Here is a 26203-nt window from a genome sequence, read left to right on the forward strand (position 1 = left end):
TCGGCGTCCTCGCAGCAGAGCAGCTGGGTCGGCGACGGCTGGGACACGGGCGCGAACTTCATCGAGCGCCAGTACGTGCCCTGCTCCAACGACCGCAAGGACGGCTCGGGTTACAACAACCCGAAGCACCCGACCGGTGACCTGTGCCAGGACCGCCGCCGGTCACGCTGTCGCTGAACGGCAGCTCCACGCAGCTCGTCCCTGGACGACAAGTCGAAGAAGTGGATCCCGGCCGCGACGACGGCTCGAAGGTCGAGCTGCTCAAGGGCGCGGCGAACGGGGACAAGGAGAAGGAGTACTGGCGCGTCACCAACGAGGAGGGCGTGCAGTACTACTTCGGCATGGACCGGCTGCCCGGCTGGGCGTCGGGCAAGGCCGAGACGAACTCCGCCTGGTCGGTGCCGGTGTACGGCAACCACCCGAACGAGCCGTGCCACCAGGCCTCCTACGCCAACTCGGTCTGTGACCAGGTGTACCGCTGGAACCTCGACTACGTCGTGGACCTGCGCGGCAACGCCATGACGTACTGGTACGGCAAGGAGCGCAACCACTACGGCTCCAACGTCACGCGCGAGGGCAAGTCGACCAACCGCGCCTACGACCGCGGCGGCTGGCTCAGCGGATCTCGTACGGCCTGCGCAGCGACGACCTGTTCGCGGCCGCCCCGGCCCAGGTGGTCTTCGACGTCGACGAGCGCTGCGTGAAGACCACGACGTTCGACTGCGCCGAGTCCAAGCTGACCTCCGAGCCAAGTGGGAGGTCACCCGCAACTGGCCCGACGTGCCGGCCGACCAGCTGTGCGCCGAGGGCAAGGACTGCAAGGACCGCAACGCGCCGACGTTCTTCACCCGCAAGCGGCTCGTCGCGGTCAACACGGAGATCCTGAAGGACGGCAAGCACCACCGGTCGACACCTGGACCCTCACCAGGACTTCAAGTCCACCGGTGACGGCGGCGTCGCGGCGACTACCCGCTGTGGCTGAACCAGATCCAGCACACCGGCAAGAACGGCAAGGCCGTCTCCCTGCGCCGGTGATCTTCCAGGCAAGCAGCTGCCGAACCGCGTCGACAACGACAAGGACGGCAACCCGCCCTTCCTGCGCTGGCGCGTGGAGACCATCCAGACCGAGACGGGCGCGCGGATCGCCGTCGAGTACGCCAAGACGGAGTGCTCGACCGAGACGACCCCGCACAAGCCCCGTCGGCGGCGCACAGCAACACGATGCGCTGCTACCCCGGAATCAACGAGGTCCCCGACCCGACGACGAGACCGGCCTGAAGAAGAAGTACTTCACGGACTGGTTCCACAAGCACCGCGTCGACGAGGTCCGCGAGGAGGACAAGAACGGCACGTCCCCACGAAGGTCACCACGTTCCAGTACATCGGTGACCCCGCCTGGGCGTACGACGACGACAGCGAGCTGCTCAGCGAGAAGGCCCGCACCTGGTCGCAGTGGCGCGGCTACGAGAAGGTCCGCACCTTCGTCGGCAAGGCCCCGGACAAGCGCTCCCAGGTGGAGACCGTCTACTTCCGCGGCATGGACGGCGACAGCTGCCCCACCGGCAAGCGCGAGGCGAAGATCAAGGACAGCGAGGGCGGCACGGTCGACGACCACCGCCTCTACGCCCGGCCAGATCCGCGAATCGCTGTACTACGACGGCGAGGAGGCGGCGCCCTGCAGTCCGCCACCCTCTACACCCCCTGGGTCCGCGGCCCGACCGCCACCCCAAGCGCACCGAGGGCGCCGAGCCGCTCCAGGCCTGGATGGCCGGCACGGCGAAGGCCTCCTCCCGCACGATCCTCTCCGGCAACCGCGGCCAGCGCCGCACGGAGATCGAGCACGCCTACGACAGCCGGGGCCGGATCAGCCACACCACGGACCGCGGTGACCTGGCGAAGACGGACGACGACACGTGCACGCGGTACGAGTACGTCAACGACGACGACAAGCACGTCTACACGCCGCAGAAAGCGGGTGGAGACGCTGACGAAGGCGTGTGACGCGAGCAGCGTCGCGCGCACCCGCCGACGTCGCCTCGGACAAGGTGATGTCCACGACGCCGCCTACAACGTCACCAAGTCGAATCGCTGTCGGACTACAAGGACGGCAAGCCCGTCTACCGGCTCGACGCCTCCTCGACCTTCGACAAGCACGGCCGTATGACGTCCTCGACGGACATCTACAACAACACCACGAAGACGGCGTACGTCCCCGCGGCCGGCTCCCTGCCGGTCAAGACGGTCGTCACCAACCCGATCGGCCACACCGAGACCACCGAGCTGGACCCGGCCCGCGGCCTGGCCCTCGCCAAGGAGGACACAACAAGCGCCGCCAGTGCTGGAGTACGACGCGCTCGGGCCGCCTGGTGAAGACCTGGTCCCCGACCGGGACCCCGGCCACGCAGACGCCGGACGCCGAGTTCAGCTACACGGTCGGCCCGGACGCCCCGGTCGTCGTCACCACCAAGAAGCTCCTGGAGCGCGGTGACTACCGGGTCTCGTACGACATCTACGACGGCGCGCTGCGCCTGCGGCAGACCAGCAGCCGGCACTGGACGCGGTCGGGTCATCACCGACACGTTCTACGACAGCCGCGGCCTGATCTGGAAGGAGAACGGCGCCCACTTCAACGACAAGGACGCGTCGCCCGGACTGTGGACCTCGGACGACAACAAGGTCCCGGCCTCGACCCGTATGGAGTACGACGGCCAGGGCCGCCCGGTCGCCACGATCGCCCGCAAGTTCGGCGAGGAGACCTGGCGGACCACCACCACGTACGGCGTGACTGGGTCGCGGTGGACCCGCCCAAGGGCGAGACGCCGACCATGTCCGTGGTCGACGCACAGGGCCGCAAGCTGGAGCTTCGCCAGTTCAAGGGTGGACGGTCCCTCGGGCGCGTACGACAAGACGACGTACACGTACGAGCGCCGCGGCATGCTGGAGTCCGTCACGGACCAGGCCGGCAACGTCTGGTCGTACAAGTACGACCTGCGCGGCCGGATGTACGAGTCGAAGGACCCCGACAAGGGCATCACGAAGACCACCTTCGACAAGGGCGACCGCGTCCTGACGACGACGGACGGCCGCGACCCGGCCAAGACCATCGCCTATGACTACGACAAGATCGGCCGGATCACCGGGACGTACGAGGGTCGCTCAAGGGCCGCAAGCTCACCGAGCAGACCTACGACACCCTGCCGGGCGCGCTCGGCATGCCGGTGTCCGCGACCCGCTTCGTGAACGGCAACGCCTACACGCAGGCCATCACGGGCTACGACCAGGAGTACCGCGCCACCGGCACGAAGCTGGTGATCCCGCCGTCCGAGGGCAAGCTCGCCGGCGAGTACGTGTTCAGCACCACGTACACGAAGACGACGGGCATGCCGCAGACGTTGACGCAGCCGCGGTGGCAGGTCTGCCGCAGGAGCGGATGTCGCTCGGCTACAACGGGCTCGACCAGGTCAACACGATGGCCGTCGCGGGCAAGACGTTCGTGGCGAAGACCGAGTACACCACGCCGCTGGGTGACGTGCTGCGTACCCGAGTGGGTCCGGCGGGCAAGCAGCTCATCACGAGCCGCGAGTTCGACGAGCAGACCCGCCGCCCGCTGCGCACGGTCCACGACCAGGAGGTCGGCGAGACGAGCACGGCCCGGATCAGCGACGTGCGCACCGCGTACGACCAGTCCGGCAACATCCTGAAGATCACGGACGCTCAGGGTGCCAACCCGACGGCGGCCACGACGGACACGCAGTGCTTCGCGTACGACTACCTGCGCCGGATGACGGACGCCTGGACGTCGGCGAAGGCCGACGACTGCGGCGCCCCGGCGGCCCGGGAGCCAAGCCGCAGGTCGGCGGCCCGAATCCGTACTGGACGTCGTACACGTTCGACGCTGCCGGCAACCGCAAGACGGGGTCAAGCACGACGTCACCGGTGACACGTCGAAGGACGTGACGCGGGACTACGAGTACGCCGAGGGTGGCACCACCACCAGCAAGCTCATGAGGTCCGCCCAAGGGCCGAGGGCGAGCGCGAGGACTCCTTCGGCTACGACAAGGTCGGCAACACCACCGCCGCACGGTCATGGGGACCACGCAGGACCTGCAGTGGGACCTCGAGGGCCGCCTGGAGAAGGTGACCGAGGGCACCGGCGACAAGGCCAAGTCCACCGAGTACGTCTACGACGCGGGCGGCAACCGCCTGATCCGCCGCGACCCCAACGGCACGACCCGTACCTGCCGGGTACGGAGGTCCAGCTGGACAAGGCCGGCGACATCAAGAAGGGCACCCGCCTACTACCAGCACCCGGCCGGCCCGGTCATGGTGCGCACGGCGGAGGCCGGCAAGTCACGACGTCGTACCCTCCTGTCGGACCACAACGGCAACCGCGACCACCGCGGTCGACGCCACGACGGGCGCGGTCAGCCGCCGCATGTTCACCCCGTTCGGCGAGGCACGCGGCGAGAAGCCGTCCATGTGGCCGAGCGAGAAGGGCTTCGTCGGCGGCACGATGGACGAGTCCCCGGACTCACCCACCTCGCGCACGCGAGTACGACCCGCACTCGGACGGTTCATCTCGGTCGACCCGAAGATGGACGTGGCCGAGTCGCAGACGATGAACCCGTACGCGTACGCCAACAACAGCCCCATCACCTTCAGCGACCCTTCGGGCGAGTTCTGGGGCTTCTTCATGAAGCTCTACAAGCAGGCGAAGGCCGCCTACAAGAAGTACCTGTCGTTGTCCGTGGCGTCCCGCCGGCCCCGTCCAAGCCGACGCCCAGCGTCAGCAAGAAGGCGTGGAGCGCGCCAGGTGGCTGAAGAAGCAGTCCAAGATGGACATGGTCATGCACGTGGCCAAGGAGGCGGTGAAGGAGGCCAGCGGCTACAACGACGTCGTCGACTGCCTCAACGGCAACGTGGGCAACCTGCGCCATGATCGCCCTGGAGCGGCGGTCCCCCTTCGCCGGCAAGGCCAAGCGGCTGCTGAAGGCGCTGGACAAGGCTGGAGCGCCTACCGCAAGTGGGAGGACGAGGTCCGCTGGGCCACCGGCATCGTCAAGCGGCCGACGCCCGACGCCCAGGCCATGGCCAAGTACACGGAGGACATGGCCGACTGGAAGAAACAAGCTGATGCGGCCAAGGCTGCGAAAAAGGCGAAAGCCGACGAAGTAGAAGCCAACAGCGGAGAAAGCCGACAGCGACGGCGACGGCGGAGGCGGCGACGGAAGCCACGCCACGGCGACGGAGGCGCCGGCGAGTCCCTGCCGGGTGAACAGCTTCACCCCGGAGACCAAGGTCCTGATGGCCGATGGACCACCAAGCCCATCAAGGACGTCAAGCCCGGCGACAAGGTCGTCGCGAAGGATCCCAAGACCGGCGAGACGGCGGTCAAGGAGGTCACCGCCCAGATCATCGGCAAGGCGCCAAGAACCTGGTCGAGATCACCATCGACACGGACGCGACAAGGGCACAAGACGGCGAAGGCCACGGCCACGACGGCCACCCGTTCTGGGTGCCGGAACTCGGCGAGTGGATCAAGGCCACGGACCCATCAAGTCGGCGACGTCGCTGGAGACCGACGCGGGCACCCGCGTCCGGATCACCGCGGTCAAGCGCTGGACCCAGCAGCCGCGGTCTACAACCTGACCGTCGCGACATTCACACGTACTATGTGGCCGCGGGTGCCGCCCCGGTCCTCGTACACAACTGTGGAGACCTGGACAAGACGACGGAAATCAGGTGCCCACCCCAAGTCGCACCTGGACATCACCGACAACGACCTGATCGACCGCGCGAAGAACGACCCCAAGACGAACGTGGCTTCCATGCTGCATTCCAGTCCAGGCGCAGGCTCGCATCATCACGATGTCGTCAATTCACCACCGGACGGCGATCACAAGTGGGCCGCCAAGGCTACGAGCGGGGACCGGAAGGAGTTCAGTCTTGCTTCAGCTCACCGATCGGCCGGGTGGCCAACAACTCCGGAGCGGTAAGAGACGCCAAAAGCTCACCCTGGTGCTCATGAGGGTCGAGAAGGGCTATCAGGGCACAAGGAGCATGGTCTTGTTCACCATAAAGGCGTCCTGAGGAATCCGAGCCCTGAGGGGCCTTGAGGGATCCTGAAGGATCGAGCCGGTTTCCTATCCGCTGTTGCCGGCCGGGGCGTCCGCCTCGGCCGGCACACAGCCGTCACACGAGAACGGAGAAACGAATTGCTGTCCCGCCAGGCAACAGGTATCCGCCTTCTACGGATATCGATCTATGGCAGAGGCGGCTCGACGATTTCACCCTCGGCCTCTTCACGGAATTCTCGTTCGGTGAAGAATCGACCCTTGTCCATCAGATCATCCTGGACAGCGGGAACGGCTTGCGGGTCCCTCTGTACCATTCCATCCGCATCCCCCGATACCGACTATGTCCGCGAGCAAGCGAGTTCAACGTCACGGCCACTTGGCGTTCTCCGACTCCGGCTGCTCCGTCGAGGCCCTGATCGAGGCGCCCACCTGAGTGGGCGTTCGGTGACAACCGGAGCCCGGCGTGTACACGCTGTACCGGTCGCGACGCCCCGCGCCGCCCACTTCGCCTGCGCCGCGGCCCTGGCCCTCCCGGACGGCACCGAGCGCGTCGTCGAGGGCCGCCTCGACGGCACCCTGCGCCACACCCCGTCCGGCACCGGCGGCTTCGGCTACGACCCGATCCTCCAGCCGGAGGGCGAGGCCCGCACCTGCGCGGAGCTGACCCCGGACGAGAAGAACGCGATCAGCCACCGCGGCAAGGCGTTCCGCGCCCTGGTCCCGGTCATCCGCGAACTGCTCGGCTGATCCGCCGGGACGGAACGCGCAAGGCGCAGCCCCCAGGGCTGCGCCTTGTGCGGTCTCGTCGACCCGTGCGGCCGGAGGGACTCGAACCCTCACGGGTGTTACCCCACTGGGACCTAAACCCAGCGTGACTGCCAGTTCCACCACGGCCGCCGACCGCCACATCGTAGCGGCCGACGCCCGTGAGGCGGCGTCAGATCCCGAGATCCTTGATGATCTTGGCGACATGGCCGGTCGCCTTCACGTTGTACAGCGCGCGCTCGACCTTGCCCTCCTCGTCGACGATCACCGTCGAGCGGATCACGCCCGTGACCGTCTTTCCGTAGAGCTTCTTCTCGCCGAAGGCGCCGTACGCCTCCAGGACCTTCTTCTCCGGGTCGCCGACCAGCGTGACCTTCAGGCTCTCCTTCTCGCGGAACTTCGCCAGCTTCTCCGGCTTGTCCGGCGAGACGCCGATCACGTCGTACCCGGCGCCCGCCAGCAGCTCCAGGTTGTCCGTGAAGTCGCAGGCCTGCTTCGTGCACCCGGGGGTCAGCGCCGCCGGGTAGAAGTAGACGATCACCTTCCGGCCCAGGTGCTCCGCGAGCGAGATCTCGTTGCCGTCCGCGTCGGGCAGGGTGAAGGCGGGGGCGATGTCTCCGGGCTGCAGTCGCTCGCTCATGGTTCTCCGGCTCCTCACGAGGGGGTGGGCGTATACGACCGAGCCTAATGGGGGTCTGTGACAGCCCCCGGCCCGTCGAGCTGACAGACTGTCCACCACGGACCACGAGAGACCACGGAGGCAGCGCGGTGTCGGACGCCAGGACCCCTGCGCAGATCGAGGCGGACATTCTCCGCCGGCGCGAGCAGCTCGCCGTCACGCTCGACGAGATCGGCGTACGGATGCACCCGAAGACGATCATCGGGGACGCGAAGGCCAGGGTGGCGTCCACGATCGACGAGACGGCCGGCCGGGCCTTCGTCACCGTGAACCGCGTCGTCACCGATGTGAGGACCCGGTTCGTCTCCGAGGACGGCGGGCCACGCCTGGAGCGGCTGGTGCCCGTGGCGCTCGTCGCCGTCGGCGTCATCGGCCTCATCGCCGTGTCGGCGCGCAGGCACAAGGACTGACCCTCGGACGTACCGGGGCCGCCGCTCCAGGTAAGTTCGTGGGGTGAGCGAGAACACCCACGACAAGTTGCCCATCCGGATGCTGCACGACCGGGTGCTGGTCCGGTCCGACACTCCCGAGGGCGAGCGGCGGTCGGGAGGCGGCATCCTCATCCCCGCGACCGCCGCCGTAGGCCGCCGGCTGGCCTGGGCCGAGGTGGTCGCCGTCGGCCAGAACGTCCGGACCGTGGAGCCCGGGACCGGGTGCTGTACGACCCGGAGGACCGCGCCGAGGTCGAGGTGCGCGGTGTGGCGTACGTCCTGATGCGCGAGCGCGACCTGCACGCGGTCGCGGCCGACCGGTTCGAGGGCTCGAAGGACTCCACCGGCCTGTATCTCTAGCTTTGCTACCTTGGAAGACCCCCGACGAGACGCGCCGTACCGGGTCATAGGCAAAGACGACGCACCCCGTACACCGTTTCCCGCGTCTCGGAGGTGCCGTCATGGCCTGGGTCCTGCTGATCGTCGCCGGCCTGCTGGAGGTCGGCTGGTCGATCGGAATGAAGTTCACGGACGGGTTCACGCGGCTGTGGCCGAGCCTGCTCACCGGCCTCGGCATCGTCACCAGCATGGCGCTGCTGGCGCAGGCCGCGAAGACCCTGCCGATCGGCACGGCGTACGGCGTCTGGGTCGGCATCGGCGCCGCGGGCGCGGCGGTGGTCGGGATGGCGGTCCTCGGGGAACCCGCGACCGCCGCCCGGGTCTTCTTCGTCTGCCTGCTGCTGGTGTCCGTCGTGGGCCTGAAGGCCACGGGCGGCAACTAGGCCGCGCTCGGCGGTTCTTTCCCCACCCCGCCCCTTCCCGAAACCGGGGGCTCCGCCCCGGACCCCGTATCGCGCCTGAACGGCGCTCGTCCTCAAACGCCGGACGGGCTGAAAGTCAGCCCCTCCGGCGTTTGAGGAGCGGGGGTTCGGGGGGCGGAGCCCCCCGATTCGGGAAGGGGCGGGGTGGGGAAGACCCGCCGACCGAGTTACCCCCCGGGTGCCGGGGCCGGTCCGGGGACGGGTGGCTGGCTGCCAGGGGCGGGGCCGGCCGGGTCCTGGACCGGGGCGGGCGGGCGGGCGTCGGCGGTGGTGTCCCGAGGGCCGCCCGCCGTACCCCGCCGGTCTTGGCCTCCGCGCTGCGGACCCCCGGGTCCGCCCCACCATCCCTCCTCGCGGCCGCCGTCCTCCGCGCCCCACGGCTCCTCCCACGGCTGCTCCTGCGGCTGCGGGTAACCCGTGCCCGTGCCGGGGTCGATGCCCTCGGCGACCTCCAGGTCGAAGTCCCGCGCCGCGGTGCCCTCCAGCGCCAGCTCGGTGTACCGCGCCCAGATCTCCGCGGGCGCCCCGCCCCCGTTGGTGCGCTCCAGGCCGAGCGCCCCGTACAGCGACTTCTGCGCGCCCGTCTTCGGGTCCTGCCCCATCAGCGCGACCACGGTGGCCAGGTCCGGGGTGTAGCCCGCGAACCAGGCCGCCCGGTCGTGCTCCGCCGTGCCGGTCTTGCCGGCCGCCGGGCGCCCCGCCGCCTGCGCCGCGGTGCCCGTACCGCCGTCGACGACACCGCGCAGCATCGCGGTGGTGGTGTCGGCGGCCTCCCGGCTGATCACCTGGCGGGTCCTGGCGGCCGGCAGCGGCACCGCGGTCGCGCCCTTCTCGACCTTCTCCACCAGCGTGTACGTGCCGTGCCGGCCGTGGTTGGCGAGCGTGGCGTACGCCTCCGCCATGTCCAGCACACTGGCCGTCGCCGGGCCGAGCGCGATGGACGGGGACGGGTTGAGGTCCGGCGTGTCGGCCGGCAGGCCCAGCGCGATCGCGGTCCGCTCGACCCGTGCCGGGCCCACGTCCACGGCGAGTTGCGCGTACACGGCGTTGACGGAACGGTCCGTGGCCGTGCGCAGCGTGATGCCGCCGTAGCTGACGTCGTCCTCGTTCGCCGGGGCGTAGGCGGACCCGGTCCACCCCTCGACCGGCCGCTTGTTGGTGCCGTCGTACACCGTGTCCGGGGTGATCGGCTCGCCGTGCTGGGTGGTGGAGCGGCCGTCGACGGCGGCGGCGAAGACGAACGGCTTGAACGTGGACCCGACCTGGTAGTCGCGGCGGGTCGCGTTGTTCACGTACTGCTGCGTGTAGTCGACCCCGCCGTAGAGGGCGACGACCTTGCTGGTCGCCGGGTCGATGGAGGCGCCGCCGACCCGTACGTAGCGGTCGGTCGGGTTGGTGGCCGGGTCCAGCCGGGACAGCAGCTGCTCGTCGACGGCCGCGGCGAAGGCGTCCATCTTCTCGCGCCGGAGGGTGGTGGTGATGCGGTAGCCGCCGGCGGCCAGGTCCTTCTCGTCGACGATGTGATGCCGGGTCAGATAGGAGTTCACCGCCTGGACGACGTAGCCGCGCTGGCCGCCCATGCCGTTGGTGGGCTCGGCGGGCTGCGGCATGGGGAACGTGAGGGCGGCCCGGGCCGACCGGGTGAGCCAGCGCTCCTTCACCATGGCGTCGAGCACGTAGTTCCAGCGGGCCAGCGCCCGCGCCCTGCTGCGGGGGCCCGCGGCCACGTCGTACGCGCTGGGGGCGTTGAGGAGCGAGGCGAGGTACGCGCCCTCGGCGGTGGTCAGGTACTGCGCCTCCTTGCCGTAGTAGGCGCGGGCGGCGGCCTGGATGCCGTAGGCGTTGCGGCCGTAGTAGCTGGTGTTGAGGTAGCCCTCGAAGATGTCGTCCTTCGTCTTCTCGCGGGTGAGCTTGATCGCGATGAAGAACTCCTTCACCTTCCGGGTGACGGTCCGCTCCTGCCCCAGGTAGTAGTTCTTGACGTACTGCTGCGTGATGGTCGAACCGCCCTGCGTGCCCTTGCCGGTGACGGTGTTCCAGGTCGCGCGGACCATCGCCTCCGGGTCGACGCCGGACTCGCTGTAGAAGTCCCGGTCCTCGGCGGCGAGTACCGCGTGCCGCACCGGGCGCGGGATGCGGGCGAGCGCGACGCTCTCCCGGTTGACCGCGCCCGCCTGCACGATCTGGCTGCCGTCCGCGTACAGGTACACGTTGGACTGCGCGGTGGCCGCGGCGTTCGCGGGCGGGATGTCGACGAGGTGGTAGCCGGCGAAGAACCCGCCGACGAGCAGCAGGCCGAGGAAGAGGGACGCGCCCAGCACCGTCCGCCAGGTCGGGACGAACCGGCGCCGCCCGGAGCGCCGGGCCCCCTTGCGGGCGGACGGTGTGGCGGGGGTGTGGACGGTCGGGTCGCGGGGCTCCCAGCCTCCTGACGGCTGCGGGGGGTCGTCGCTCATAGTCTTCCGGCCCTATCGCTGTCCGAGTATCACTTTTGTGTGATGTCTGAGTTGTCTGACTTTGTGTTGCTTTCACATAGTGCACCGGCCGACCGTCCAACCCGTGCATTACCGGCGCGCCTCCCGCCACGGGCAGCCGAAAAGCGGTCGCGACTCCGGCGCACGGGTGACTAGGCTCACGGACTTTGGCGTGGGCGAGGCGAAGAGGGGAGGAGACGTGCGGCTCTACGCGGCCGTGGTGGCCGGTGCCTTCCGGCGCCACGCGACCTACCGGATGGCCACCGCGGCGGGCGTGTTCACCAACACGACCTTCGGCTTCATCCTGGCGTTCACCTATATGGCCCTGTGGAACGAGCGGCCCGGCCTCGGCGGTTACGACATGGCCGAGGCCCTGGCGTACGTATGGCTGGGACAGGCGCTGCTCGCCGCGTGCTCGCTGATGGGCGGCGGCTTCGAGGACGAACTCATCGAGCGCATCAAGACCGGCGACATCGCCGTGGACCTGTACCGGCCGGCCGACCTCCAGGTGTGGTGGATGTGCGTCAACCTCGGCCGGGCCGCGTTCCAGTTGCTCGGGCGGGGCGTCGTCCCCCTGGTGGTGGGCGCGCTGGCCTTCGACATCGCGCTGCCGGAACACCCGCTGACCTGGCCGGCCTTCCTGCTGTCCGTCGCCCTCGGGGTGATGGTCGCCTTCGGCGTGTGGTTCCTGGTGGCGCTGAGCGCGTTCTGGCTGATGGACGGGGCGGGGGTGGTTCAGGTGGCCTGGCTGGCGGGGCTGTTCTTCTCCGGGATGCTGCTGCCCCTGAACGTCTTCCCGGGCGCCCTGGGCGAAGTGGCCAGGGCCCTGCCCTGGGCGTCGATGCTCCAGGTGCCGGCCGAGGTGTTCCTGGAGAAGCGCACCGGGTGGGACCTGCTCGGCGCGTACGCCTTCCAGGCGGGCTGGGCGGTCGTGCTGCTCGCGGCGGGCCGGGCGGTCCAGGCGGCGGCGACGCACCGGGTGGTGGTGCAGGGTGGCTGAGGGCCTGCGCGCGTACGCGCTGATCGCGGCCATGTGGATCCGCTCGACGATGACGTACCGCTTCTCGTTCGCGATGACGCTGCTGTCGAACTTCACGGCCACGCTCTTCGACTTCGTCGTGATCCTGCTGATGTTCGCCCACGTCCGGGGCCTCGGCGGGTTCTCGTTCGCCGAGGTGGCGTTCCTGTACGGGACGACCAGCACCGCGTTCGGCCTCGCGGACCTGGCGATGGGCCAGACCGTGCGGCTCGGCAAGCGGGTACGGGACGGCACGCTGGACACGCTGCTCGTGCGGCCGGTCCCGGTGCTGGCGCAGGTCGCGGCCGACCGGTTCGCGCTGCGCCGCCTGGGCCGGGTGACCCAGGGGCTCGTGGTGCTGGTGTGGTCCCTGGTCCTGCTGGACGCGGTGGCGTGGACGCCGCTGAAAGCCGTGCTGGTGCCGCTGATGGTGGTGACGGGCGCCCTCATCTTCGGTTCCCTGATGGTGGCGGGCGCGGCCTTCCAGTTCTGGGCCCAGGACGGGGCGGAGGTGACGAACTCCTTCACGTACGGCGGCAACAACCTCCTCCAGTACCCGCCGTCGATCTTCGCCGGCGAGCTGGTCAAGGGTGTCGTCTACGTCGTACCGCTGGCCTTCGTGAACTGGGTGCCCGCGCTGTACGTGCTGGGGCGCGACGCCCCGGCGGGCCTGCCCGCCTGGTCGGCCTTCGCCTCGCCGCTGGTCGCGGCGGGGTTCGTGGGCCTGGCCGGGCTGGCGTGGCGGGTGGGAATCCGTTCGTACCGAAGCACGGGGAGCTGAGCACGCATGGAACCGGTGGAACCGGACGTCATGGACCCGGAGAACGACTTCATCGACCTTCGCGACGTGGAGAAGGTCTTCGACGTACGCCGCAGGACGGGCCTGCTGCGCCGCGAGAAGCAGCAGGTCAGGGCCGTCGACGGCATCACCTTCCGGGTGGCGCGCGGCGAGATGGTGGGCTACATCGGGCCGAACGGCGCCGGGAAGTCCACCACCATCAAGATGCTGACGGGCATTCTGACGCCGACCGGCGGCCGGCTGCGCGTCGCGGGCATCGACCCGTCGCGCGAGCGCACCCGGCTCGCCCACCGCATCGGCGTCGTCTTCGGGCAGCGCACGACGCTGTGGTGGGACCTGCCGCTGCGGGACTCCTACCGGCTGATGCACCGCATGTACCGCATCCCCGACGCCCGGTACCGGGAGAACCTGGACCGCTGCGTGGAGCTGCTGGACCTGGGCGCCCTGCTCGACGTGCCGGTACGCCAGCTCTCGCTGGGCCAGCGGATGCGCGGCGACATCGCGGCGGCGCTGCTCCATGACCCCGAGGTGCTGTACCTGGACGAGCCGACCATCGGCCTCGACGTCGTGTCCAAGGCGAAGGTGCGCGGCTTCCTGCGCGACCTGAACGCCGAGCGTTCCACGACGGTCCTGCTCACCACGCACGACCTCACCGACATCGAGCAGCTGTGCAAGCGGGTCATGGTCATCGACCACGGGCGGCTCATGTACGACGGCGCCCTCGGCGGCCTGCACGAGGTGGGCGCGAGCGAGCGGACCCTGGTCGTGGACCTGGAGCGGGAGCTGCCGCCCATCGAGCTGGAGGGCTCGCGGGTGGTCCGGGTGGAGGGCCCGCGCCAGTGGCTGGCCTTCCCCGCCTCCTCGTCGGCGGCACCGCTGGTGGCCCGGATAGCGGCGGAGTACCCCCTCGTGGACCTGTCGGTCAGGGAGCCGGACATCGAGGCGGTGATCGCCCGGATGTACGGGGAGGCGCGGGGGGAACCGGCGGAACGGTGATCCCGGTGGCGGCTCCGGCCTGCGACGGCCTCCCGATCGCCACCCCGCTGATCACCCTCCTCTCCTCCCACCCCGCGCATTAGTCTGACGACATGACCGATGACCTTCCCGAGGTGCGGGCCTCGGACGCCGAACGCGAACGGATCGCCGAGCGGCTGCGCGACGCGCTGGCCGAGGGCCGGCTCGACATGGCCGAGTTCGAGGAGCGGCTCGACGCCGCGTACACGGCCCGCACCCGTGGCGAACTGGAGCCCCTGGTCAGGGACCTCCCGGCGCCCACCGCGTCCACCACGCCGACGCCGGCCGGCGGGCGCGACTGGCCGTCCCGCATCGGCGCCCCGGCCACCTCCCGGGGCGGCTTCGCCTTCTGGGGCGGCTTCGGGCGGCGCGGCAGGTGGACCGTGGGGCGCCAGTTCACCGGCGTCGCGGTCATGGGCGGCGGGGAGGTCGATCTGCGCGAGGCGGACTTCGAGGACCGCGAGATCGTCATCCGCTGTTTCGCGCTCATGGGCGGCATCCAGGTCACGGTCCCGCCGGAGCTGCACGTCGAGGTGACGGGCTTCGGCCTGATGGGCGGCTTCGACGACAGGGGCGCCGGCGAGGGCACCCCGGGCTCGCCGAGGGTGCGGGTCACGGGGTTCGCGCTGATGGGCGGCGTAGGCGTGGAACGCAAACGCCGCAAGGGCGACAAAAGTCGTAAAAGCCTGGAAAAGTAGCCCGCGAGGCCGATCGCCGGAACTGAACGCGCGCCTCGGGAGTACCTGGGATAAGGACGGATTACGAGGCGAGACACGCGAACGGGGTGGACGGGTGGACGGCACGAACCCTGCGGACGGCACGGCGCCGCCCCTGACCGCGTTCGCCTACACGGCGGAGGACGAGGAGAGGCGCCGCGGAGTCCGCCGCATGAAGACCATGGCCACGTGCCTGCTGCTCCTCGTGGCGGTCGTCTACACGCTCGCCACCTGGGCGAAGTCCGCCGGGGTGAGCGGCTGGCCCGGTTATGTGGCCGCGGCGGCCGAGGCGGGCATGGTGGGCGCGCTCGCGGACTGGTTCGCGGTGACCGCGCTGTTCCGCCGCCCGCTGGGGCTGCCGATCCCGCACACGGCGATCATCCCGACGAAGAAGGACCAGCTCGGCGAGTCCCTGGGCGCTTTCGTGGGCGAGAACTTCCTGTCCTCCGGCGTCGTCCGCACCCGCCTCCACGCCCTGAACATCGCCGGCCGCCTCGGCACCTGGCTCGCGGAGCCCGCGCACGCGGACCGGGTGACGGCCGAGCTGGCGACGGCGCTGCGCGGCGCGCTCACGGTGTTGCGGGACGCGGACGTCCAGGCGGTCGTCGGCGAGGCGATCACCCGGCGGGCGGAGGCCGCGGAGGTGGCCCCGGGCCTGGGCAAGACGCTCGACAGGATCGTCACCGACGGCGCCCACCGGCGGGCCGTGGACCTGATCTGCGCCCGCGCCCACGACTGGCTCGTCCTGCACGGCGACTCCGTCATGGACGCGGTGCAGGGCGGGGCACCGGGATGGACGCCGCGCTTCGTGGACCGCAAGGTCGGCGAGCGGGTCTACAAGGAGCTCCTCCGCTTCGTGACGGAGATGCGGGACATGCCGGGCCACCCGGCGAGGGGCGCCATCGACCGCTTCCTCACGGACTTCGCCTCGGACCTCCAGTCCGACACGGAGACCCGGACGAAGGTCGAGCGTCTGAAGGCCGACCTCCTCGAACGCCCGGAGATCCAGGACATCATCGCCTCGGCCTGGTCCGCGGTGCGGGGCATGATCATGTCGGCCGCGGAGGACGAGCGCAGCGAGTTGCGGCTGAGGGCGCGGGCGTCGCTGCTCTCCCTGGGCAACCGCCTGTCGACCGACCCCCAGCTGCGGGCGAAGGTGGAGGGCTGGCTGGAAGACGCGGCGGCGTACGTGGTCACGACGTACCGCACGGAGATCACGTCGCTGATCAGCGAAACGGTGGCGGCCTGGGACGCCGACCAGACGTCCCGCAAGATCGAGGCGCACATCGGCCGTGACCTGCAGTTCATCCGGATCAACGGCACGGTCGTGGGCGCCCTGGCCGGGCTGCTGATCTACACCGTCTCGCACGCCCTGGGAGGGTGACCGGCCCCTGCCGACCGGCCACCCGCCCAGTTCTTACGGGGAGGTGCCGTTACATACGTACGCACCAGGAGCCCCGTTCAACCCTCGCGCCGCGTCACCATCCAGGAAGCCAGCGCCATCCCGCCGGCCACGGAGAACACCGCGGGCCACGCCCCTACCTTCTTCGCCAGCGGATGCGACCCCGCGAACGCGGCGACGTACGCGGCGCTCAGCCCGGCCGCCGCGAGGTTGCCGCTCCGCTCGCGCCATTCGCGCGCCGCAACGGCCCCGGCGGCCACCAGGGCGACCCCGCCGAGCGGCCGCTTCTTGGTCCACCGGGCGACCCCGTAGCCGCCGACGAGCCCCGCGGCAGCCACGGCCGCCACCGGAATCCGAGCCATGTCCGTCCTCCTCCTGATCCGATTCTCCTGAGCCGAGGCTAACGCGAAGGCGATGCAGAACCCTTCCGGCCACCACTCAGTAACAAGCTCGACGCGGAAGGTAATCGCCCTTCCGCCAGGGGCAGTTCAAGCCCATGCCCAACATCACCGCCCCACCCGACCGCTTCGCCGCCGACCCGCTCGTCCTGGCCCAGGACGGACTGGCCACGGTCCACCAGCTCCACGACATCGGCTGCGCGTCGTACGCCGTGGCCGACCACTGCCGCCCGGCCGGCCCCTGGCAACGCGTCCTCCCCCGCGTCATCCTGCTGCACAGCACGCCCCCCACGCCCCACCAACGCCTCCGCGCGGCCCTCCTCTACGCCGGCCCGAACACCCTCCTCACAGGCCCGGCAGCCCTCGCCCTGTACGGCATCGTCCCGCTGGAGGAGCTGGAGAGAGTCGACGTCCTCGTCACCCACTTCAGCCACCCCCGCAGCTACGCCTACGCCCGCATCCACCACACCCACCGCCCGGAACCCCGAGTCCCGGTGCAGAACCTCGCCTGCGTACCACTCCCGCGAGCGCTGGAGGATGCCCGGTACTTCGGTGCCACCTGAACACTGCCGTCCCCCTGCCGTGCAGCGCAGCGCGACGCTGCTTCCTCTCAGGAGGGTTCACGCTCCGGCCGGTCGGCGGTGGGTGCGCCTGCCGCCTTCCGGCGCGGTCAGGGCGCTCCTTCTGGCCTCGGCCACGGCGCGGGCGACCGCATCAGGTGCTTCGTGCTCCCAGAATCGGAGCACCGTCCATCCCGCGGCCTCCAAGTGCTCGGTGGTCTCGCGGTCCCGGGCCACGTTCTTCTCCAACTTGGTACGCCACCAGTCGGCATTGGACTTGGGGTGCGTGGCGTGCTGAGGGCAGCCATGCCAGAAGCAGCCGTCCAGGAAGACGGCGATCCGTGTGCCGGGAAACGCGATGTCGATGGTCCTGCGCGGCATTCCGGGCACGCGAACGTGAAGCCGGTATCGGAGTCCGGCCGCGTGCAGCAGTCTCCTCACGGCCATCTCGGGCGTGGTGTCGCGTGATGTCTGACGACTCATGCGAGCCGATACGGCTGGAGACGAGGGTCTTGCTCCGGTCACGGTCCCAGTTTCCTTCAGGCCTACGGCCATATGTCGATCGATGCGCCAAGGGGAGGTTGCAACTGTGGACCCGCGGGTCTGCTCCGGGCGACGGCCGGGCGGCTGTTGACCCGGCCGGAGATCCAGCCGCCCCGTCCGCTCTGCCGCTACACCCCCGCCTTCCCGTGGCACTCCCCATAAGCCGCCCCCGACCCGCACCAGCAAGGTGCCGTGCGTGGTGGGGGCCAGGGGGTGGCTCGGCCTCGGGCTGCGAGGGTGGTGGCGTACTGGGGGAGCAGGGCCGGGTTCGAGGGGGGTGTGGCCTCCGAGGCGGCGAAGGCCTCGTACGACGGGACCGTGCCCTGGACGATGCCCAGGTTCGGGGTGCCCGCCGCAGCGAGTTCGCGCAAGGACGCCTCCAGGTCCGTGAGGTGCGCCTCGTGCGTCGGGTACTCCGCCTCCAGCTCCGGGTAGGAGGCGAGGAGTTCCGCCAGTTCCTCCTCCGGCCAGAGGAGGACCGCCACGGGGAACGGCCGCGACAGCGCCGTACGGTACGAGCCCAGCTCGCTGCGCAGGCGCACGATCTCCGCCCGCAGCTCCGCCGGGTCCGACGAGCCGAGCGCCCACGTCCGCTTAGGGTCGTGCAGCTCGTCCAGCGGGACCGTGCCCCGGTGCAGGCGGTCCGCGAGGACGTCCCAGTCGTCGTGCGGGCGCGCCAGCAGGCGGCGCACCCGGTGCCGGCCCATCAGCAGCGACTGCGTCGGGTACGGGAGCTCGTCCTCCGTGTCCGGCGCCAGCGCCCGCGCGGCCGCCGTGAACGCCGCCTCCGACGCCTCCAGCTCGTCGTGCGACTCCAGGGTCTCCCCGATCACCTCCCAGGCCGTCGCGTCGCTCGGCGACAGCGCCAGCAGGCCCTCGATGATCGCCCGTGCCTCCGCCTCATGGCCGTATTCCCAGAGGTTCGCCGCCTTCAGTGCCCTGATCAGGTGCGGGTTCTCCGGCTGCGGCGAGGAGGACAGCAGGTCGTCGTAGAGCGTGGTCGCCCGGGGGCGGTCGCCGGCCAGTTCCAGGTGCGCGGCGGCCCGGAGGAACAGTGGTTCGCGGTCCTCGGGGTACTGCGCCGCGGTACGCAGCAGGCGCTCGGCTTCGTTCGTGTGGTCAGCAGGCGTGTCGAGGCGCATGGTCACCACCGTACTGCCGTACGCCGCGGCTCTGGTGGGTTGTCGCACGACCGCCTATGGTGCGCGGGTGTCCCGGAGGCGGAGCGCTTTCGCGCGGACGGTCTGGTGCGGTGCCGAGCTGCTCGTCACCGCCGGCGTCCTCGCGCTGCTGCTCGTCGTCCACCAGCTCTGGTGGACCAACCAGCAGGCCCGCTCCGGCGCCGAGCGGACCGTCCGCGCCCTGGAACGGGACTGGGGGCGGGGGGCACCCGGCCCGGTCCCCGGAGGAGCGTCGCCCTCGGGCTCACCCGCGGCCGTGCCCACCGCCGAGGATTCCTCCCGTCCGCCGGCCGTCCCCGACGATCGCGCGGCGCCCCCGCGGCCCCTCGCGTACGCCCTCCTCCGTATCCCCTCCCTCCGCCTCACCGTCCCCGTCGCCCCCGGCGTCGGCCGGCGCGACGTCCTCGACAAGGGCTTCGCCGGGCACTACCCCGGCACCGCCCCACCCGGCCGCACCGGCAACTTCGCCCTCGCCGGGCACCGCAACTCCCACGGCGAGCCCTTCCGCGACCTCGACCGGCTGCGCCCGGGCGACCACGTCCTCGTCGAGACGCGCGACGCCGTCCACACCTACGCCGTGGACGCCGTTATCCCGCGGACCTCGCCCCGCGACGTCGGCGTCATCGCCGCCGTCCCGAGGAGCCTCGTCCACCCGGGATCCGGGTACGAGCGGCCCGGGCGCTATCTGACCCTCACCACCTGCGCGCCGCCCCTGCGGTCCACCCATCGGCTGGTCGTCTGGGCGGTGTTGATCCACTCGAAGGATGTACGGTGGGGCCAGGACCGGTGAGGGGGGAGGACGTCATGGGCACGGTGTTCGTGCGGTGGCTGCTTCCCCTGTTCGGTCTTCTCGGGCTGGTCCTCGTCATGGACGCGTCCTCGCTCTCCGTCGTCGCGCTCGCCGCGACCACGCTGCTCACCTGCGCGCTCGTCAGCGCGCGCGGTGTCCCCGCCGTGCCGCCCACCCGGGTGCGCACCGCCATCCGCGACCGTGAGCAACGCACCGCCTTCCTGCCCCAGCGCGATCCCGACGCCTCGGGGCGCCGCCGGCCCCGAGCACCGGGCCGAACCCTCCCGACGGCCGCGTAGAGCCCCTCCCGGGCCTGGGCCTGGGCCTGTCCGGTCCTGTCCGGGCGCTCCACGCCGTTCCGTCATGCCGACATCCCGCATCACCTTTCACCATCGTTCGGCACGACTGAACCCTGGAGGGTTCCTCCCTTATGTCCGTGTTCGTTGCGTTCTTCGAGTGGCTCGCCGGCTTCGTCCCCGCGCCCGCCGCCATCGTTCTCCTCACCGCCCTGGTACGCCTGCTCCTGCTGCCCCTGTCCGTCGCCGCCGCCCGCGGCCAGAAGGCCCGCACCCGCCTCGCCCCGCAGCTGGCCGAGCTGCGGAAGAAGCACGCCAAGAACCCGGAGCGACTGCAGAAGGCCGTCCTCGAACTGCACGCCGAGGAGAACGTCTCACCGCTCGCCGGCTGCCTGCCGGGGCTGCTCCAGGTGCCCGTCTTCTTCCTGCTCTACCACCTGTTCACGAGCGGGCGTCTCGGTGACCACTTCCTGCTCGCCGCGCCCCTCGAAGGCCACTGGGCCGACGCCCTCGCGGCCGGGGGGCCCTTCGGGCCCGCCGGGCTCGTGTACGTGGCGCTGTTCGCCGTCGTGGCCGCCGTCGCCACGTACACGTACCGGCAGAGCCGGGCGCAGATGGCCGCCGCGTCCGCCGCGTCCGGGGGCGAGGTGCTGCCCGGGGTCGCCGCGCCGATGATGAAGGTGCTGCCGCTGCTGTCCTTCGCCACGCTGGTGACCGTCGCCGTCGTCCCGCTGGCCGCTGCGCTGTACGTCGTGACCAGCACGACGTGGACCGCCGCCGAGCGGACCGTGCTGTACCGGTCGGGTGACCGGTCCGCTGGCCGGTCCAGTACGTGAACGGGGTCTTGCGGAGTGGTCGGACGTCTTGGAGGATCGACCAATCCTGACGATGGCCGCACTCCATCGGCCGGGGCTCACCTCGACCACAGGGAGAAGACCATGAAGCTGTTGCGCGTCGGCCCGGCAGGAGCCGAGCGTCCCGCCCTGCTCGACCACGACGGCACCCTGCGCGACCTGTCCGCGCTCGTCGCGGACATCGACGGGAACCTGCTCTCGGACGCGTCCGCGCTGGACCGTGTCCGGGCCGCGGCGGGCGCCGGGGTGCTGCCCGCGCTGGACGCCGACGGGCTGCGGGTCGGCCCGCCGGTCGCCCGGGTGGGCAAGGTCGTCTGCATCGGGCTCAACTACCACGACCATGCCCGCGAGACCGGTGCCGAGCCGCCCGCCGAGCCGGTCGTCTTCCTCAAAGCGGCCGACACGGTCGTCGGGCCGGACGACACCGTGCTCGTTCCGCGCGGCAGCCGCAAGACGGACTGGGAGGTCGAGCTGGCCGTAGTCATCGGACGTACGGCCCGCTATCTGGACTCCGCGGAAGCGGCGCTCGCCCATGTCGCGGGCTACGCGGTGGCCCACGACGTGTCGGAGCGCGAGTTCCAGATCGAGCGGGGCGGCACCTGGGACAAGGGCAAGAACTGCGAGACGTTCAACCCGCTCGGCCCGTGGCTCGTCACCGCCGACGAGGTGCCCGACCCCCAGGCGCTCGGCCTGCGGCTGTGGGTCAACGGCGAGCTGAAGCAGAACGGCACCACGGCCGACCAGATCTTCCCGGTCGGCGAAGTGGTGCGGTACGTCAGCCAGTTCATGACCCTGTACCCGGGTGACGTCATCAACACCGGTACGCCGGCGGGCGTCGCCATGGGCGCCCCGGAGCCGAAGCCGTACCTGGGCGCCGGCGACGTCGTGGAGCTGGAGATCGACGGCCTCGGCCGCCAGCGCCAGGAGCTGAAGGACGCGTAGGCTGGGGCTGCAAGGAGGGCACGATGACTGTTGCGCAGACCGAAGTACCGCTCGACGAGTTCGAGGCGCTCGCGGCCGCGGCTCCGGACGGCCTTCATGTCGAGCTGATCGACGGGAGGGTCATTGTGACCCCGGCTCCTGATGGCGACCACGACGAGAACGTGATGTCTGTCGGAGACCAGATCAGAGAGCGCTTCCCGGCTCTGCGCATGTATCAGGAACGCGGGCTCTCGGTTGCCGCCTACCGGGCCGGCCGGGCGCGCGTCGATGGCGCCGTGGCGCCGGCCGGGTACTTCCGCGGCCAGCCCTCGTGGTCGGACCCGTCCGGAGTCCTGATGGTTCTCGAGGTCACCTCGGGCCGGGAGGAGGACGCCGACGTCGACCGCACCGACAAGCGCGACGCCTACGCCCAGGCCGGGCTCCCCGTGTACCTCCTCATCGACCGGCACCGCGGTGAGGCAGTGGTGCACTGGGAGCCCGAGGGTGGTCGCTACCGGCACGAGTCGCGCGCCGTGTTCGGATCGAAGCTGGCACTGCCCGAGCCGTTCGGCTTCGACCTCGACACGTCCGAACTGGCCTGAGTCAGCCCAGCGTCACCGTCACGCCCTCGCGGGCCGAGCGGCGGGCGGCTTCCAGGACGTCGAGGGCCCTGGCGGCCTCCTCGGCGGTGACCGGGGGAGGCGTGCCGTCGCGGAGGGCGGTGGCGATCTCCGCGTAGTACGCCGGGTAGTCGCCCGGCACCGTCGGGACCGGGCGGCCGCCGCCCGTCAGCGGGGACTGGCCCGCGCCGACCCTGCCCCACATCGCCTCGGGCTCCGCGCCCCACTCCTGGCCCGCCACCGGGCGGGCGCCCTCGCGCAGGGCGCCCTCCTGCGGGTCGAGGCCGTACTTCACGAAGCCGCTGCGCGAGCCCAGCACCCGGAAGCGCGGGCCCAGCTGCGCGGCCGTGGCGCTCATGTACAGGTGCGAGCGCACCCCGTTCGCGTGCGTCAGCGCGATGAACGTGTCGTCGTCCGCCTCCGCGCCCTCGCGCCGTACGTCGCACTCGGCGTACACGCGCACGGCCGGGCCGAAGAGCTCCAGCGCCTGGTCGACGACATGGCTGCCCAGGTCGTACAGCAGCCCGCCGATCTCCTCCGGCGTGCCGGACTCGCGCCAGCCGCCCTTCAGTCGCGGCCGCCAGCGCTCGAAGCGCGACTCGAAGCGCTGGACCTCGCCCAGCTCGCCCGTCCCCAGCAGGGCCCGCAGGGTCAGGAAGTCGTTGTCCCAGCGGCGGTTCTGGAACACCGAGAGGAGCAGGCCCCGCTCCTCCGCCAGCGCGGCCAGCGAGCGCGCCTCCGCCGCCGTGCCCGCGACCGGCTTGTCGACCACGACCGGCAGCCCGGCCTCCAGCGCGGCCCTCGCCAGCGGGACGTGCGTCTTGTTGGGCGACGCGATCACGATCAGGTCCAGCTCGCCGGCCCTCGGCCACAGCTCGTCCGCCGAGGCGGCGAGGCGTACGTCCGGGAACTCGGCGCGGGCCTGCCGCTGCCGCTCCTCGTTCGACGTGACGACCGTGTCGAGCACCATGCCGGGGGTGGCGGCGATCAGGGGCGCGTGGAAGACGGAGCCCGCGAGGCCGTAGCCGACGAGTCCGACGCGGAGCGGGGTGAGGGGAGCAGCAGCCATACCCGCTACTTAAGCAACGCTGTTGCGTTAGTGCAAGGCGGGCCAGGACAATGGATGCGTGAACCTCACCGCGCTGCGCAGCCACAACACCGCCCTCGTGCTGGACCTGCTCCGCACGGCGGGCGAGGGCGGTATCAGCCGGCTGGAGCTGGCCGAGCGCACCGGGCTCACCCCGCAGGCCGTCAGCAAGATCACCGCCCGCCTCCGCGCGGAGGGCCTGGCCGCCGACGCGGGACGCCGCGCCTCCACGGGCGGCAAGCCCCGCACCCTCCTGCGCCTCGTCCCCGGCGCCGCCCACGCCGTGGGCCTCCACCTCGACCGGGACGAGCTGACCGCGGTCCTCGTCGACCTCGCGGGTGTCACCGTCGCCGCACGCACCACCCCTCTGGACCTCGGGGCCGGCGCCGACGCGGTGGTGGACGTGGCGGTGGGGGCGGTGCGTGCGGTGGCGGGCGCGGTGCGGGGTGTCGGAGGCGGGGTGGCGGGCGCGGTGCGGGGCGTCGAAGGCGGGGTGGCGGGTGCGGTGCGGGGTGTCGGAGGCGGGGTGGCTGACGTGGGGGCCGTGTCCGTGCACGGCGCGTCCGACCCGCCGGCCGCACTCCTCGCCCGTACCGTCCTCGGTGTCGGCGTCGCCATGCCCGGTCCCCTCGACCACGCCACCGGTGTGCCGCACCGCGTGACCGGCTTCCCCCAGTGGGACGGCTACCCGCTGCGCGACGCGCTGGCCGCGCGCCTGGGCGGCGGGCTGCCCGTGGCGCTCGACAAGGACACGAACGCCGCCGCCCTGGGCCTCGCGCTGAAGGGCGCGGCCGGGGACTCGTTCGTGTACGTCCACCTCGGCACGGGCCTGGGCGCCGGCCTCGTGCTGGGCGGCGCGCTCCACCGGGGCGCACGGACCGGCGCGGGCGAGTTCGGCCACCAGACCATCCAGCTCGACGGCCCCGTGTGCGGCTGCGGCGGGCGCGGCTGCCTGGAGGCCCTGTGCCTCGCCGCCGTCGCGCGCGGCGACCTGGACGAGGCCGCGCGTGTCCTGGGCGTCGGCGCCGCGAACGCCGCCGGGCTCCTGGACATCGACCGCGTGCTGCTCGGCGGCCGCGTGGTCGCCGCGGCGCCCGGGCGGTTCGTCCGGGGCGTGGCCGCCGTCCTCGCCGAGCGCGCCGCCCGCGCGGGGGACGCCCCGGTGCCCGTCGCCCTCGCGACCACCTCGCCCCACCCGGTCGCCGAGGGCGCCGCGCACCTGGTGCTGGGCCCGCTGTTCGGGCTCTGAGAGGCGCCCCGACCGTCCCCGCAGCCGGTGCTGCGCCGATCGGCGGCACCCCACAGCACGTACGACGGGATCCGGCGCCGCGCCCGGGGCGGCGGCCCGCCCGCGGGGGAGGGCTCTGGTGACGACCGCACGCCGGCAGCAAAGGCACCTCCCCCATGCGACTGCGCACCGCCCTCGCCGCCGCAGCAGCCCTCTGCTCCCTGGCCGTCGCCGCAGCCCCGTCTTCCGCGCGCACTCCCCTCGGCGTCACCCGGGATGTCGCCGCTCCCGGGCGGGAGCCGCGCTGCGGTGACGCCACCGCGGCCGCGTTTTTCGATCACCACCCGGATCACCGGCGGGCCCGCCGTCCACCGGGCCGGGGAGGGCTTCAGCACCTGGCGGATCGAGCTGACCAACACCACCGCCCCACCCCTGCCGCAACATCCACCCCGTGATCGTCCTCACCGACCGGAACCGGCGGCTCACCCCCGCCCAGGTGCGGCTGGAGTTCGCCGCGCGGGAGGGCGGGCCGCGGCGGCCCGTCCGGGTCGAGCGGACCGACGCGTACGAGATCGTCGGCGTCCTCGACGACGACACCGACCGGACCTTCACCGGCTTCACCGTCCCCGCCCGGGCACGGTCACCGTGCCCGTCCGGCTGGGGTTCACCGCCGACGCCCGCCCCGACCAGGTGACGGCCAACGCCGCGATCGTGCAGCGCCGGGGCGACGACGGGGAGTGGGTGGGGGAGTCGGGCGACTACCGGTTCGCCGTCGTGCCGGAGAACGCCGAGGAGGGGGAGGAACCGGACCGGGCCGACGAGACCGGGGCCGCACCGAGCCCGCTCCCCGAGGGCGAGGAGCTGGCCGGAACCGGCACCCGCCGCGGCCACGCACATCTCCTGCCCCTCGCCACGGCCGCCACCGGCTGCCTCACCCTGGGCGCCGGCGCCCTCCTCCTGGCGGCCCGCGCCCGCCGCCGGCCCTGAGCCCGTGCCGACGCCGTTCACCCTCCCGTTCACCCACGTCTGCGACCATCCGCACGTGGAACACCTGGAACCCCCGACCTGGACGACCCCCGGCGCCCCCGTCCGCTCCGGTATCCCGGAGCACGGCCGCATCCCGAAGTACTACGCCGTGAAGGCCCATGTGGCCGCACTCATCGAGGAGTTGGGCGAGGGCGGCACCCTCCCCGCCGAACGCGACCTCGCCGTCCGCTACGAGGTCTCCCGCGAGACGGTCCGCCAGGCGCTGCGCGAACTCCTCCTGGAGGGCAGGCTTCAGCGCCGGGGCCGCGGCACGGTCGTCGCCGGGCCCAAGCTGGAACAGCCGCTCTCCCTCGCCAGCTACACCGAGGGCGTCCGCCGCCAGGGCCGCCGGCCCGGCCGCCGGCTGGTGACCCTCGACCGCTTCGCCGCGCCCCCGGCGCTCGCCGCCGAGCTGGACCTCGAACCCGGCGCGTCCGTCTGGCACATGGAGCGCGTCCTGCTCGCCGACGACGAGCGGGTGGGCCTGGAGAGCACCTACGTGG

The 26203-nt window shown here is 71.5% G+C and carries 30 protein-coding genes, 1 tRNA gene, 3 pseudogenes and 1 riboswitch; of the genes and pseudogenes, 27 read left to right on the top strand and 7 right to left on the bottom strand.

Features of this window, described 5'->3' with window-relative positions:
* Positions 1 to 143 precede the first annotated feature (143 nt).
* The 9 genes and pseudogenes from ABEB09_RS34475 to ABEB09_RS34515 form a co-directional block, all read left to right on the top strand.
* Positions 144 to 704 carry a hypothetical protein gene (locus ABEB09_RS34475; protein WP_345694186.1) on the top strand — a complete coding sequence of 187 codons (561 nt, stop codon included), beginning with the start codon at positions 144 to 146 and terminating at the stop codon, positions 702 to 704.
* 76 nt (positions 705 to 780) lie between these two features.
* Positions 781 to 948, top strand: coding sequence for a hypothetical protein (locus tag ABEB09_RS34480; RefSeq protein WP_345694187.1), 168 nt, complete (start codon positions 781 to 783; stop codon positions 946 to 948).
* Between the two features lie 816 nt (positions 949 to 1764).
* The gene (locus tag ABEB09_RS34485) at positions 1765 to 2001 is read left to right on the top strand and encodes a hypothetical protein (RefSeq protein ID WP_345694188.1); all 237 of its coding nucleotides are present in this window, start codon (positions 1765 to 1767) and stop codon (positions 1999 to 2001) included.
* Between the two features lie 159 nt (positions 2002 to 2160).
* On the top strand, positions 2161 to 2370 hold the full coding sequence (locus ABEB09_RS34490) for a hypothetical protein (RefSeq protein WP_345694189.1): 210 nt from the start codon (positions 2161 to 2163) through the stop codon (positions 2368 to 2370).
* 114 nt (positions 2371 to 2484) lie between these two features.
* Positions 2485 to 3240, top strand: coding sequence for a hypothetical protein (locus tag ABEB09_RS34495; protein WP_345694190.1), 756 nt, complete (start codon positions 2485 to 2487; stop codon positions 3238 to 3240).
* Positions 3241 to 3406: 166 nt separating this feature from the next.
* Positions 3407 to 3940, top strand: coding sequence for a hypothetical protein (locus ABEB09_RS34500; RefSeq protein WP_345694191.1), 534 nt, complete (start codon positions 3407 to 3409; stop codon positions 3938 to 3940).
* Positions 3941 to 4477: 537 nt separating this feature from the next.
* Positions 4478 to 4615: pseudogene (locus ABEB09_RS35100) on the top strand (hypothetical protein); the annotation flags it as partial.
* Between the two features lie 184 nt (positions 4616 to 4799).
* Positions 4800 to 5996 carry a hypothetical protein gene (locus ABEB09_RS34510; RefSeq protein ID WP_345694193.1) on the top strand — a complete coding sequence of 399 codons (1197 nt, stop codon included), beginning with the start codon at positions 4800 to 4802 and terminating at the stop codon, positions 5994 to 5996.
* 573 nt (positions 5997 to 6569) lie between these two features.
* Positions 6570 to 6824 (top strand): annotated as a pseudogene (locus ABEB09_RS34515) (non-canonical purine NTP pyrophosphatase); the annotation flags it as partial.
* A 66-nt stretch (positions 6825 to 6890) separates the two neighbouring features.
* Here the strand turns inward: ABEB09_RS34515 and ABEB09_RS34520 are convergent.
* Both ABEB09_RS34520 and bcp read right to left on the bottom strand, forming a co-directional pair.
* Positions 6891 to 6974, bottom strand: a tRNA-Leu gene (locus tag ABEB09_RS34520).
* Between the two features lie 40 nt (positions 6975 to 7014).
* Positions 7015 to 7482 (bottom strand): thioredoxin-dependent thiol peroxidase, encoded by a 468-nt coding sequence (gene bcp / locus ABEB09_RS34525; RefSeq protein ID WP_345691493.1) that lies wholly within the window; start codon positions 7480 to 7482, stop codon positions 7015 to 7017.
* A 128-nt stretch (positions 7483 to 7610) separates the two neighbouring features.
* On the opposite strand from bcp, the gene ABEB09_RS34530 reads away from it, so the two are divergent.
* The 3 genes and pseudogenes from ABEB09_RS34530 (at position 7611) to ABEB09_RS34540 (ending at position 8734) form a co-directional block, all read left to right on the top strand.
* Positions 7611 to 7931 (top strand): DUF3618 domain-containing protein, encoded by a 321-nt coding sequence (locus tag ABEB09_RS34530; RefSeq protein ID WP_345691494.1) that lies wholly within the window; start codon positions 7611 to 7613, stop codon positions 7929 to 7931.
* Positions 7932 to 7974: 43 nt separating this feature from the next.
* Positions 7975 to 8312, top strand: a pseudogene (locus ABEB09_RS34535) (GroES family chaperonin).
* Positions 8312 to 8378, top strand: a riboswitch (guanidine-III (ykkC-III) riboswitch). Its footprint overlaps the pseudogene before it by 1 nt.
* A gap of 35 nt (positions 8379 to 8413) precedes the next feature.
* On the top strand, positions 8414 to 8734 hold the full coding sequence (locus ABEB09_RS34540) for a DMT family transporter (RefSeq protein ID WP_345691495.1): 321 nt from the start codon (positions 8414 to 8416) through the stop codon (positions 8732 to 8734).
* Positions 8735 to 8940: 206 nt separating this feature from the next.
* On the opposite strand, the gene ABEB09_RS34545 is transcribed toward ABEB09_RS34540, so the two are convergent.
* Complete coding sequence (locus tag ABEB09_RS34545; protein WP_345691496.1) at positions 8941 to 11229, bottom strand: transglycosylase domain-containing protein; 2289 nt, start codon at positions 11227 to 11229, stop codon at positions 8941 to 8943.
* Between the two features lie 217 nt (positions 11230 to 11446).
* On the opposite strand from ABEB09_RS34545, the gene ABEB09_RS34550 reads away from it, so the two are divergent.
* The 5 genes from ABEB09_RS34550 to ABEB09_RS34570 all read left to right on the top strand — a co-directional run bounded on the left by ABEB09_RS34550 (position 11447) and on the right by ABEB09_RS34570 (position 16178).
* On the top strand, positions 11447 to 12247 hold the full coding sequence (locus tag ABEB09_RS34550) for an ABC transporter permease (RefSeq protein ID WP_345691497.1): 801 nt from the start codon (positions 11447 to 11449) through the stop codon (positions 12245 to 12247).
* Between the two features lie 31 nt (positions 12248 to 12278).
* Entirely contained in the window at positions 12279 to 13046 is a 768-nt protein-coding gene (locus ABEB09_RS34555; RefSeq protein WP_345694021.1) for an ABC transporter permease, read from the top strand.
* Between the two features lie 6 nt (positions 13047 to 13052).
* Positions 13053 to 14060 carry an ABC transporter ATP-binding protein gene (locus ABEB09_RS34560; RefSeq protein ID WP_380841328.1) on the top strand — a complete coding sequence of 336 codons (1008 nt, stop codon included), beginning with the start codon at positions 13053 to 13055 and terminating at the stop codon, positions 14058 to 14060.
* A 92-nt stretch (positions 14061 to 14152) separates the two neighbouring features.
* A complete protein-coding gene (locus ABEB09_RS34565; protein WP_345691498.1) occupies positions 14153 to 14776 on the top strand; it encodes a DUF1707 SHOCT-like domain-containing protein in 624 nt (207 codons plus the stop codon).
* A gap of 94 nt (positions 14777 to 14870) precedes the next feature.
* Positions 14871 to 16178 carry a DUF445 domain-containing protein gene (locus ABEB09_RS34570; RefSeq protein ID WP_345691499.1) on the top strand — a complete coding sequence of 436 codons (1308 nt, stop codon included), beginning with the start codon at positions 14871 to 14873 and terminating at the stop codon, positions 16176 to 16178.
* 77 nt (positions 16179 to 16255) lie between these two features.
* Here the strand turns inward: ABEB09_RS34570 and ABEB09_RS34575 are convergent, their stop codons facing one another.
* Entirely contained in the window at positions 16256 to 16558 is a 303-nt protein-coding gene (locus ABEB09_RS34575; RefSeq protein ID WP_345691500.1) for a hypothetical protein, read from the bottom strand.
* A gap of 134 nt (positions 16559 to 16692) precedes the next feature.
* Here ABEB09_RS34575 and ABEB09_RS34580 point away from each other — a divergent pair, with 134 nt between their 5' ends.
* Positions 16693 to 17157, top strand: coding sequence for a hypothetical protein (locus tag ABEB09_RS34580; RefSeq protein ID WP_345691501.1), 465 nt, complete (start codon positions 16693 to 16695; stop codon positions 17155 to 17157).
* 57 nt (positions 17158 to 17214) lie between these two features.
* On the opposite strand, the gene ABEB09_RS34585 is transcribed toward ABEB09_RS34580, so the two are convergent.
* Together ABEB09_RS34585 and ABEB09_RS34590 are read right to left on the bottom strand one after the other, a co-directional pair.
* Complete coding sequence (locus ABEB09_RS34585) at positions 17215 to 17637, bottom strand: very short patch repair endonuclease (protein WP_345691502.1); 423 nt, start codon at positions 17635 to 17637, stop codon at positions 17215 to 17217.
* Between the two features lie 188 nt (positions 17638 to 17825).
* On the bottom strand, positions 17826 to 18839 hold the full coding sequence (locus ABEB09_RS34590; RefSeq protein WP_345694023.1) for an SEC-C metal-binding domain-containing protein: 1014 nt from the start codon (positions 18837 to 18839) through the stop codon (positions 17826 to 17828).
* A gap of 67 nt (positions 18840 to 18906) precedes the next feature.
* On the opposite strand from ABEB09_RS34590, the gene ABEB09_RS34595 reads away from it, so the two are divergent.
* The 5 genes from ABEB09_RS34595 to ABEB09_RS34615 all read left to right on the top strand — a co-directional run bounded on the left by ABEB09_RS34595 (position 18907) and on the right by ABEB09_RS34615 (position 22341).
* Positions 18907 to 19668, top strand: a complete 762-nt coding sequence (locus tag ABEB09_RS34595; RefSeq protein WP_345691503.1) for a class E sortase — start codon at positions 18907 to 18909, stop codon at positions 19666 to 19668.
* A 14-nt stretch (positions 19669 to 19682) separates the two neighbouring features.
* The gene (locus ABEB09_RS34600; RefSeq protein WP_345691504.1) at positions 19683 to 19967 is read left to right on the top strand and encodes a DUF6412 domain-containing protein; all 285 of its coding nucleotides are present in this window, start codon (positions 19683 to 19685) and stop codon (positions 19965 to 19967) included.
* Positions 19968 to 20098: 131 nt separating this feature from the next.
* Positions 20099 to 20800, top strand: a complete 702-nt coding sequence (locus ABEB09_RS34605; protein WP_345691505.1) for a YidC/Oxa1 family membrane protein insertase — start codon at positions 20099 to 20101, stop codon at positions 20798 to 20800.
* Between the two features lie 102 nt (positions 20801 to 20902).
* A complete protein-coding gene (locus ABEB09_RS34610) occupies positions 20903 to 21760 on the top strand; it encodes a fumarylacetoacetate hydrolase family protein (RefSeq protein ID WP_345691506.1) in 858 nt (285 codons plus the stop codon).
* Positions 21761 to 21783: 23 nt separating this feature from the next.
* Positions 21784 to 22341 carry a Uma2 family endonuclease gene (locus ABEB09_RS34615; RefSeq protein WP_345691507.1) on the top strand — a complete coding sequence of 186 codons (558 nt, stop codon included), beginning with the start codon at positions 21784 to 21786 and terminating at the stop codon, positions 22339 to 22341.
* A 1-nt stretch (position 22342) separates the two neighbouring features.
* On the opposite strand, the gene ABEB09_RS34620 is transcribed toward ABEB09_RS34615, so the two are convergent.
* Entirely contained in the window at positions 22343 to 23428 is a 1086-nt protein-coding gene (locus ABEB09_RS34620) for a Gfo/Idh/MocA family oxidoreductase (RefSeq protein WP_345691508.1), read from the bottom strand.
* A 58-nt stretch (positions 23429 to 23486) separates the two neighbouring features.
* Between ABEB09_RS34620 and ABEB09_RS34625 the strand changes: the two genes are divergently transcribed.
* The 4 genes from ABEB09_RS34625 to ABEB09_RS34640 form a co-directional block, all read left to right on the top strand.
* Positions 23487 to 24695: an ROK family protein gene (locus ABEB09_RS34625; RefSeq protein WP_345691509.1), complete on the top strand. Its 1209-nt coding sequence runs from the start codon at positions 23487 to 23489 to the stop codon at positions 24693 to 24695.
* Between the two features lie 430 nt (positions 24696 to 25125).
* Complete coding sequence (locus ABEB09_RS34630; protein ID WP_345694194.1) at positions 25126 to 25368, top strand: hypothetical protein; 243 nt, start codon at positions 25126 to 25128, stop codon at positions 25366 to 25368.
* Positions 25320 to 25661 (top strand): hypothetical protein, encoded by a 342-nt coding sequence (locus ABEB09_RS34635; protein ID WP_345694195.1) that lies wholly within the window; start codon positions 25320 to 25322, stop codon positions 25659 to 25661. The genes ABEB09_RS34630 and ABEB09_RS34635 overlap by 49 nt, the downstream gene beginning before the upstream one ends.
* Positions 25662 to 25725: 64 nt before the next feature.
* Positions 25726 to 26203, top strand: a 478-nt coding sequence (locus ABEB09_RS34640; RefSeq protein ID WP_345694196.1) for a GntR family transcriptional regulator, incomplete at its 3' end; no start/stop codon positions are given.

It is taken from the genome of Streptomyces coeruleoprunus (genome assembly GCF_039542925.1).
Classification (GTDB): domain Bacteria; phylum Actinomycetota; class Actinomycetes; order Streptomycetales; family Streptomycetaceae; genus Streptomyces; species Streptomyces coeruleoprunus.

Coding starts and splice junctions, on each gene's coding strand:
- ABEB09_RS34585 (WP_345691502.1), bottom strand. CDS start 17,637: ATGAGTCGTCAGACATCACGCGACACCACGCCCGAGATGGCCGTGAGG.
- bcp (WP_345691493.1), bottom strand. CDS start 7,482: ATGAGCGAGCGACTGCAGCCCGGAGACATCGCCCCCGCCTTCACCCTG.
- ABEB09_RS34485 (WP_345694188.1), top strand. CDS start 1,765: ATGGCCGGCACGGCGAAGGCCTCCTCCCGCACGATCCTCTCCGGCAAC.
- ABEB09_RS34620 (WP_345691508.1), bottom strand. CDS start 23,428: ATGGCTGCTGCTCCCCTCACCCCGCTCCGCGTCGGACTCGTCGGCTAC.
- ABEB09_RS34580 (WP_345691501.1), top strand. CDS start 16,693: ATGCCCAACATCACCGCCCCACCCGACCGCTTCGCCGCCGACCCGCTC.
- ABEB09_RS34560 (WP_380841328.1), top strand. CDS start 13,053: ATGGAACCGGTGGAACCGGACGTCATGGACCCGGAGAACGACTTCATC.
- ABEB09_RS34610 (WP_345691506.1), top strand. CDS start 20,903: ATGAAGCTGTTGCGCGTCGGCCCGGCAGGAGCCGAGCGTCCCGCCCTG.
- ABEB09_RS34590 (WP_345694023.1), bottom strand. CDS start 18,839: ATGCGCCTCGACACGCCTGCTGACCACACGAACGAAGCCGAGCGCCTG.
- ABEB09_RS34615 (WP_345691507.1), top strand. CDS start 21,784: ATGACTGTTGCGCAGACCGAAGTACCGCTCGACGAGTTCGAGGCGCTC.
- ABEB09_RS34605 (WP_345691505.1), top strand. CDS start 20,099: ATGTCCGTGTTCGTTGCGTTCTTCGAGTGGCTCGCCGGCTTCGTCCCC.
- ABEB09_RS34545 (WP_345691496.1), bottom strand. CDS start 11,229: ATGAGCGACGACCCCCCGCAGCCGTCAGGAGGCTGGGAGCCCCGCGAC.
- ABEB09_RS34600 (WP_345691504.1), top strand. CDS start 19,683: ATGGGCACGGTGTTCGTGCGGTGGCTGCTTCCCCTGTTCGGTCTTCTC.
- ABEB09_RS34540 (WP_345691495.1), top strand. CDS start 8,414: ATGGCCTGGGTCCTGCTGATCGTCGCCGGCCTGCTGGAGGTCGGCTGG.
- ABEB09_RS34490 (WP_345694189.1), top strand. CDS start 2,161: ATGACGTCCTCGACGGACATCTACAACAACACCACGAAGACGGCGTAC.
- ABEB09_RS34575 (WP_345691500.1), bottom strand. CDS start 16,558: ATGGCTCGGATTCCGGTGGCGGCCGTGGCTGCCGCGGGGCTCGTCGGC.
- ABEB09_RS34565 (WP_345691498.1), top strand. CDS start 14,153: ATGACCGATGACCTTCCCGAGGTGCGGGCCTCGGACGCCGAACGCGAA.
- ABEB09_RS34555 (WP_345694021.1), top strand. CDS start 12,279: ATGTGGATCCGCTCGACGATGACGTACCGCTTCTCGTTCGCGATGACG.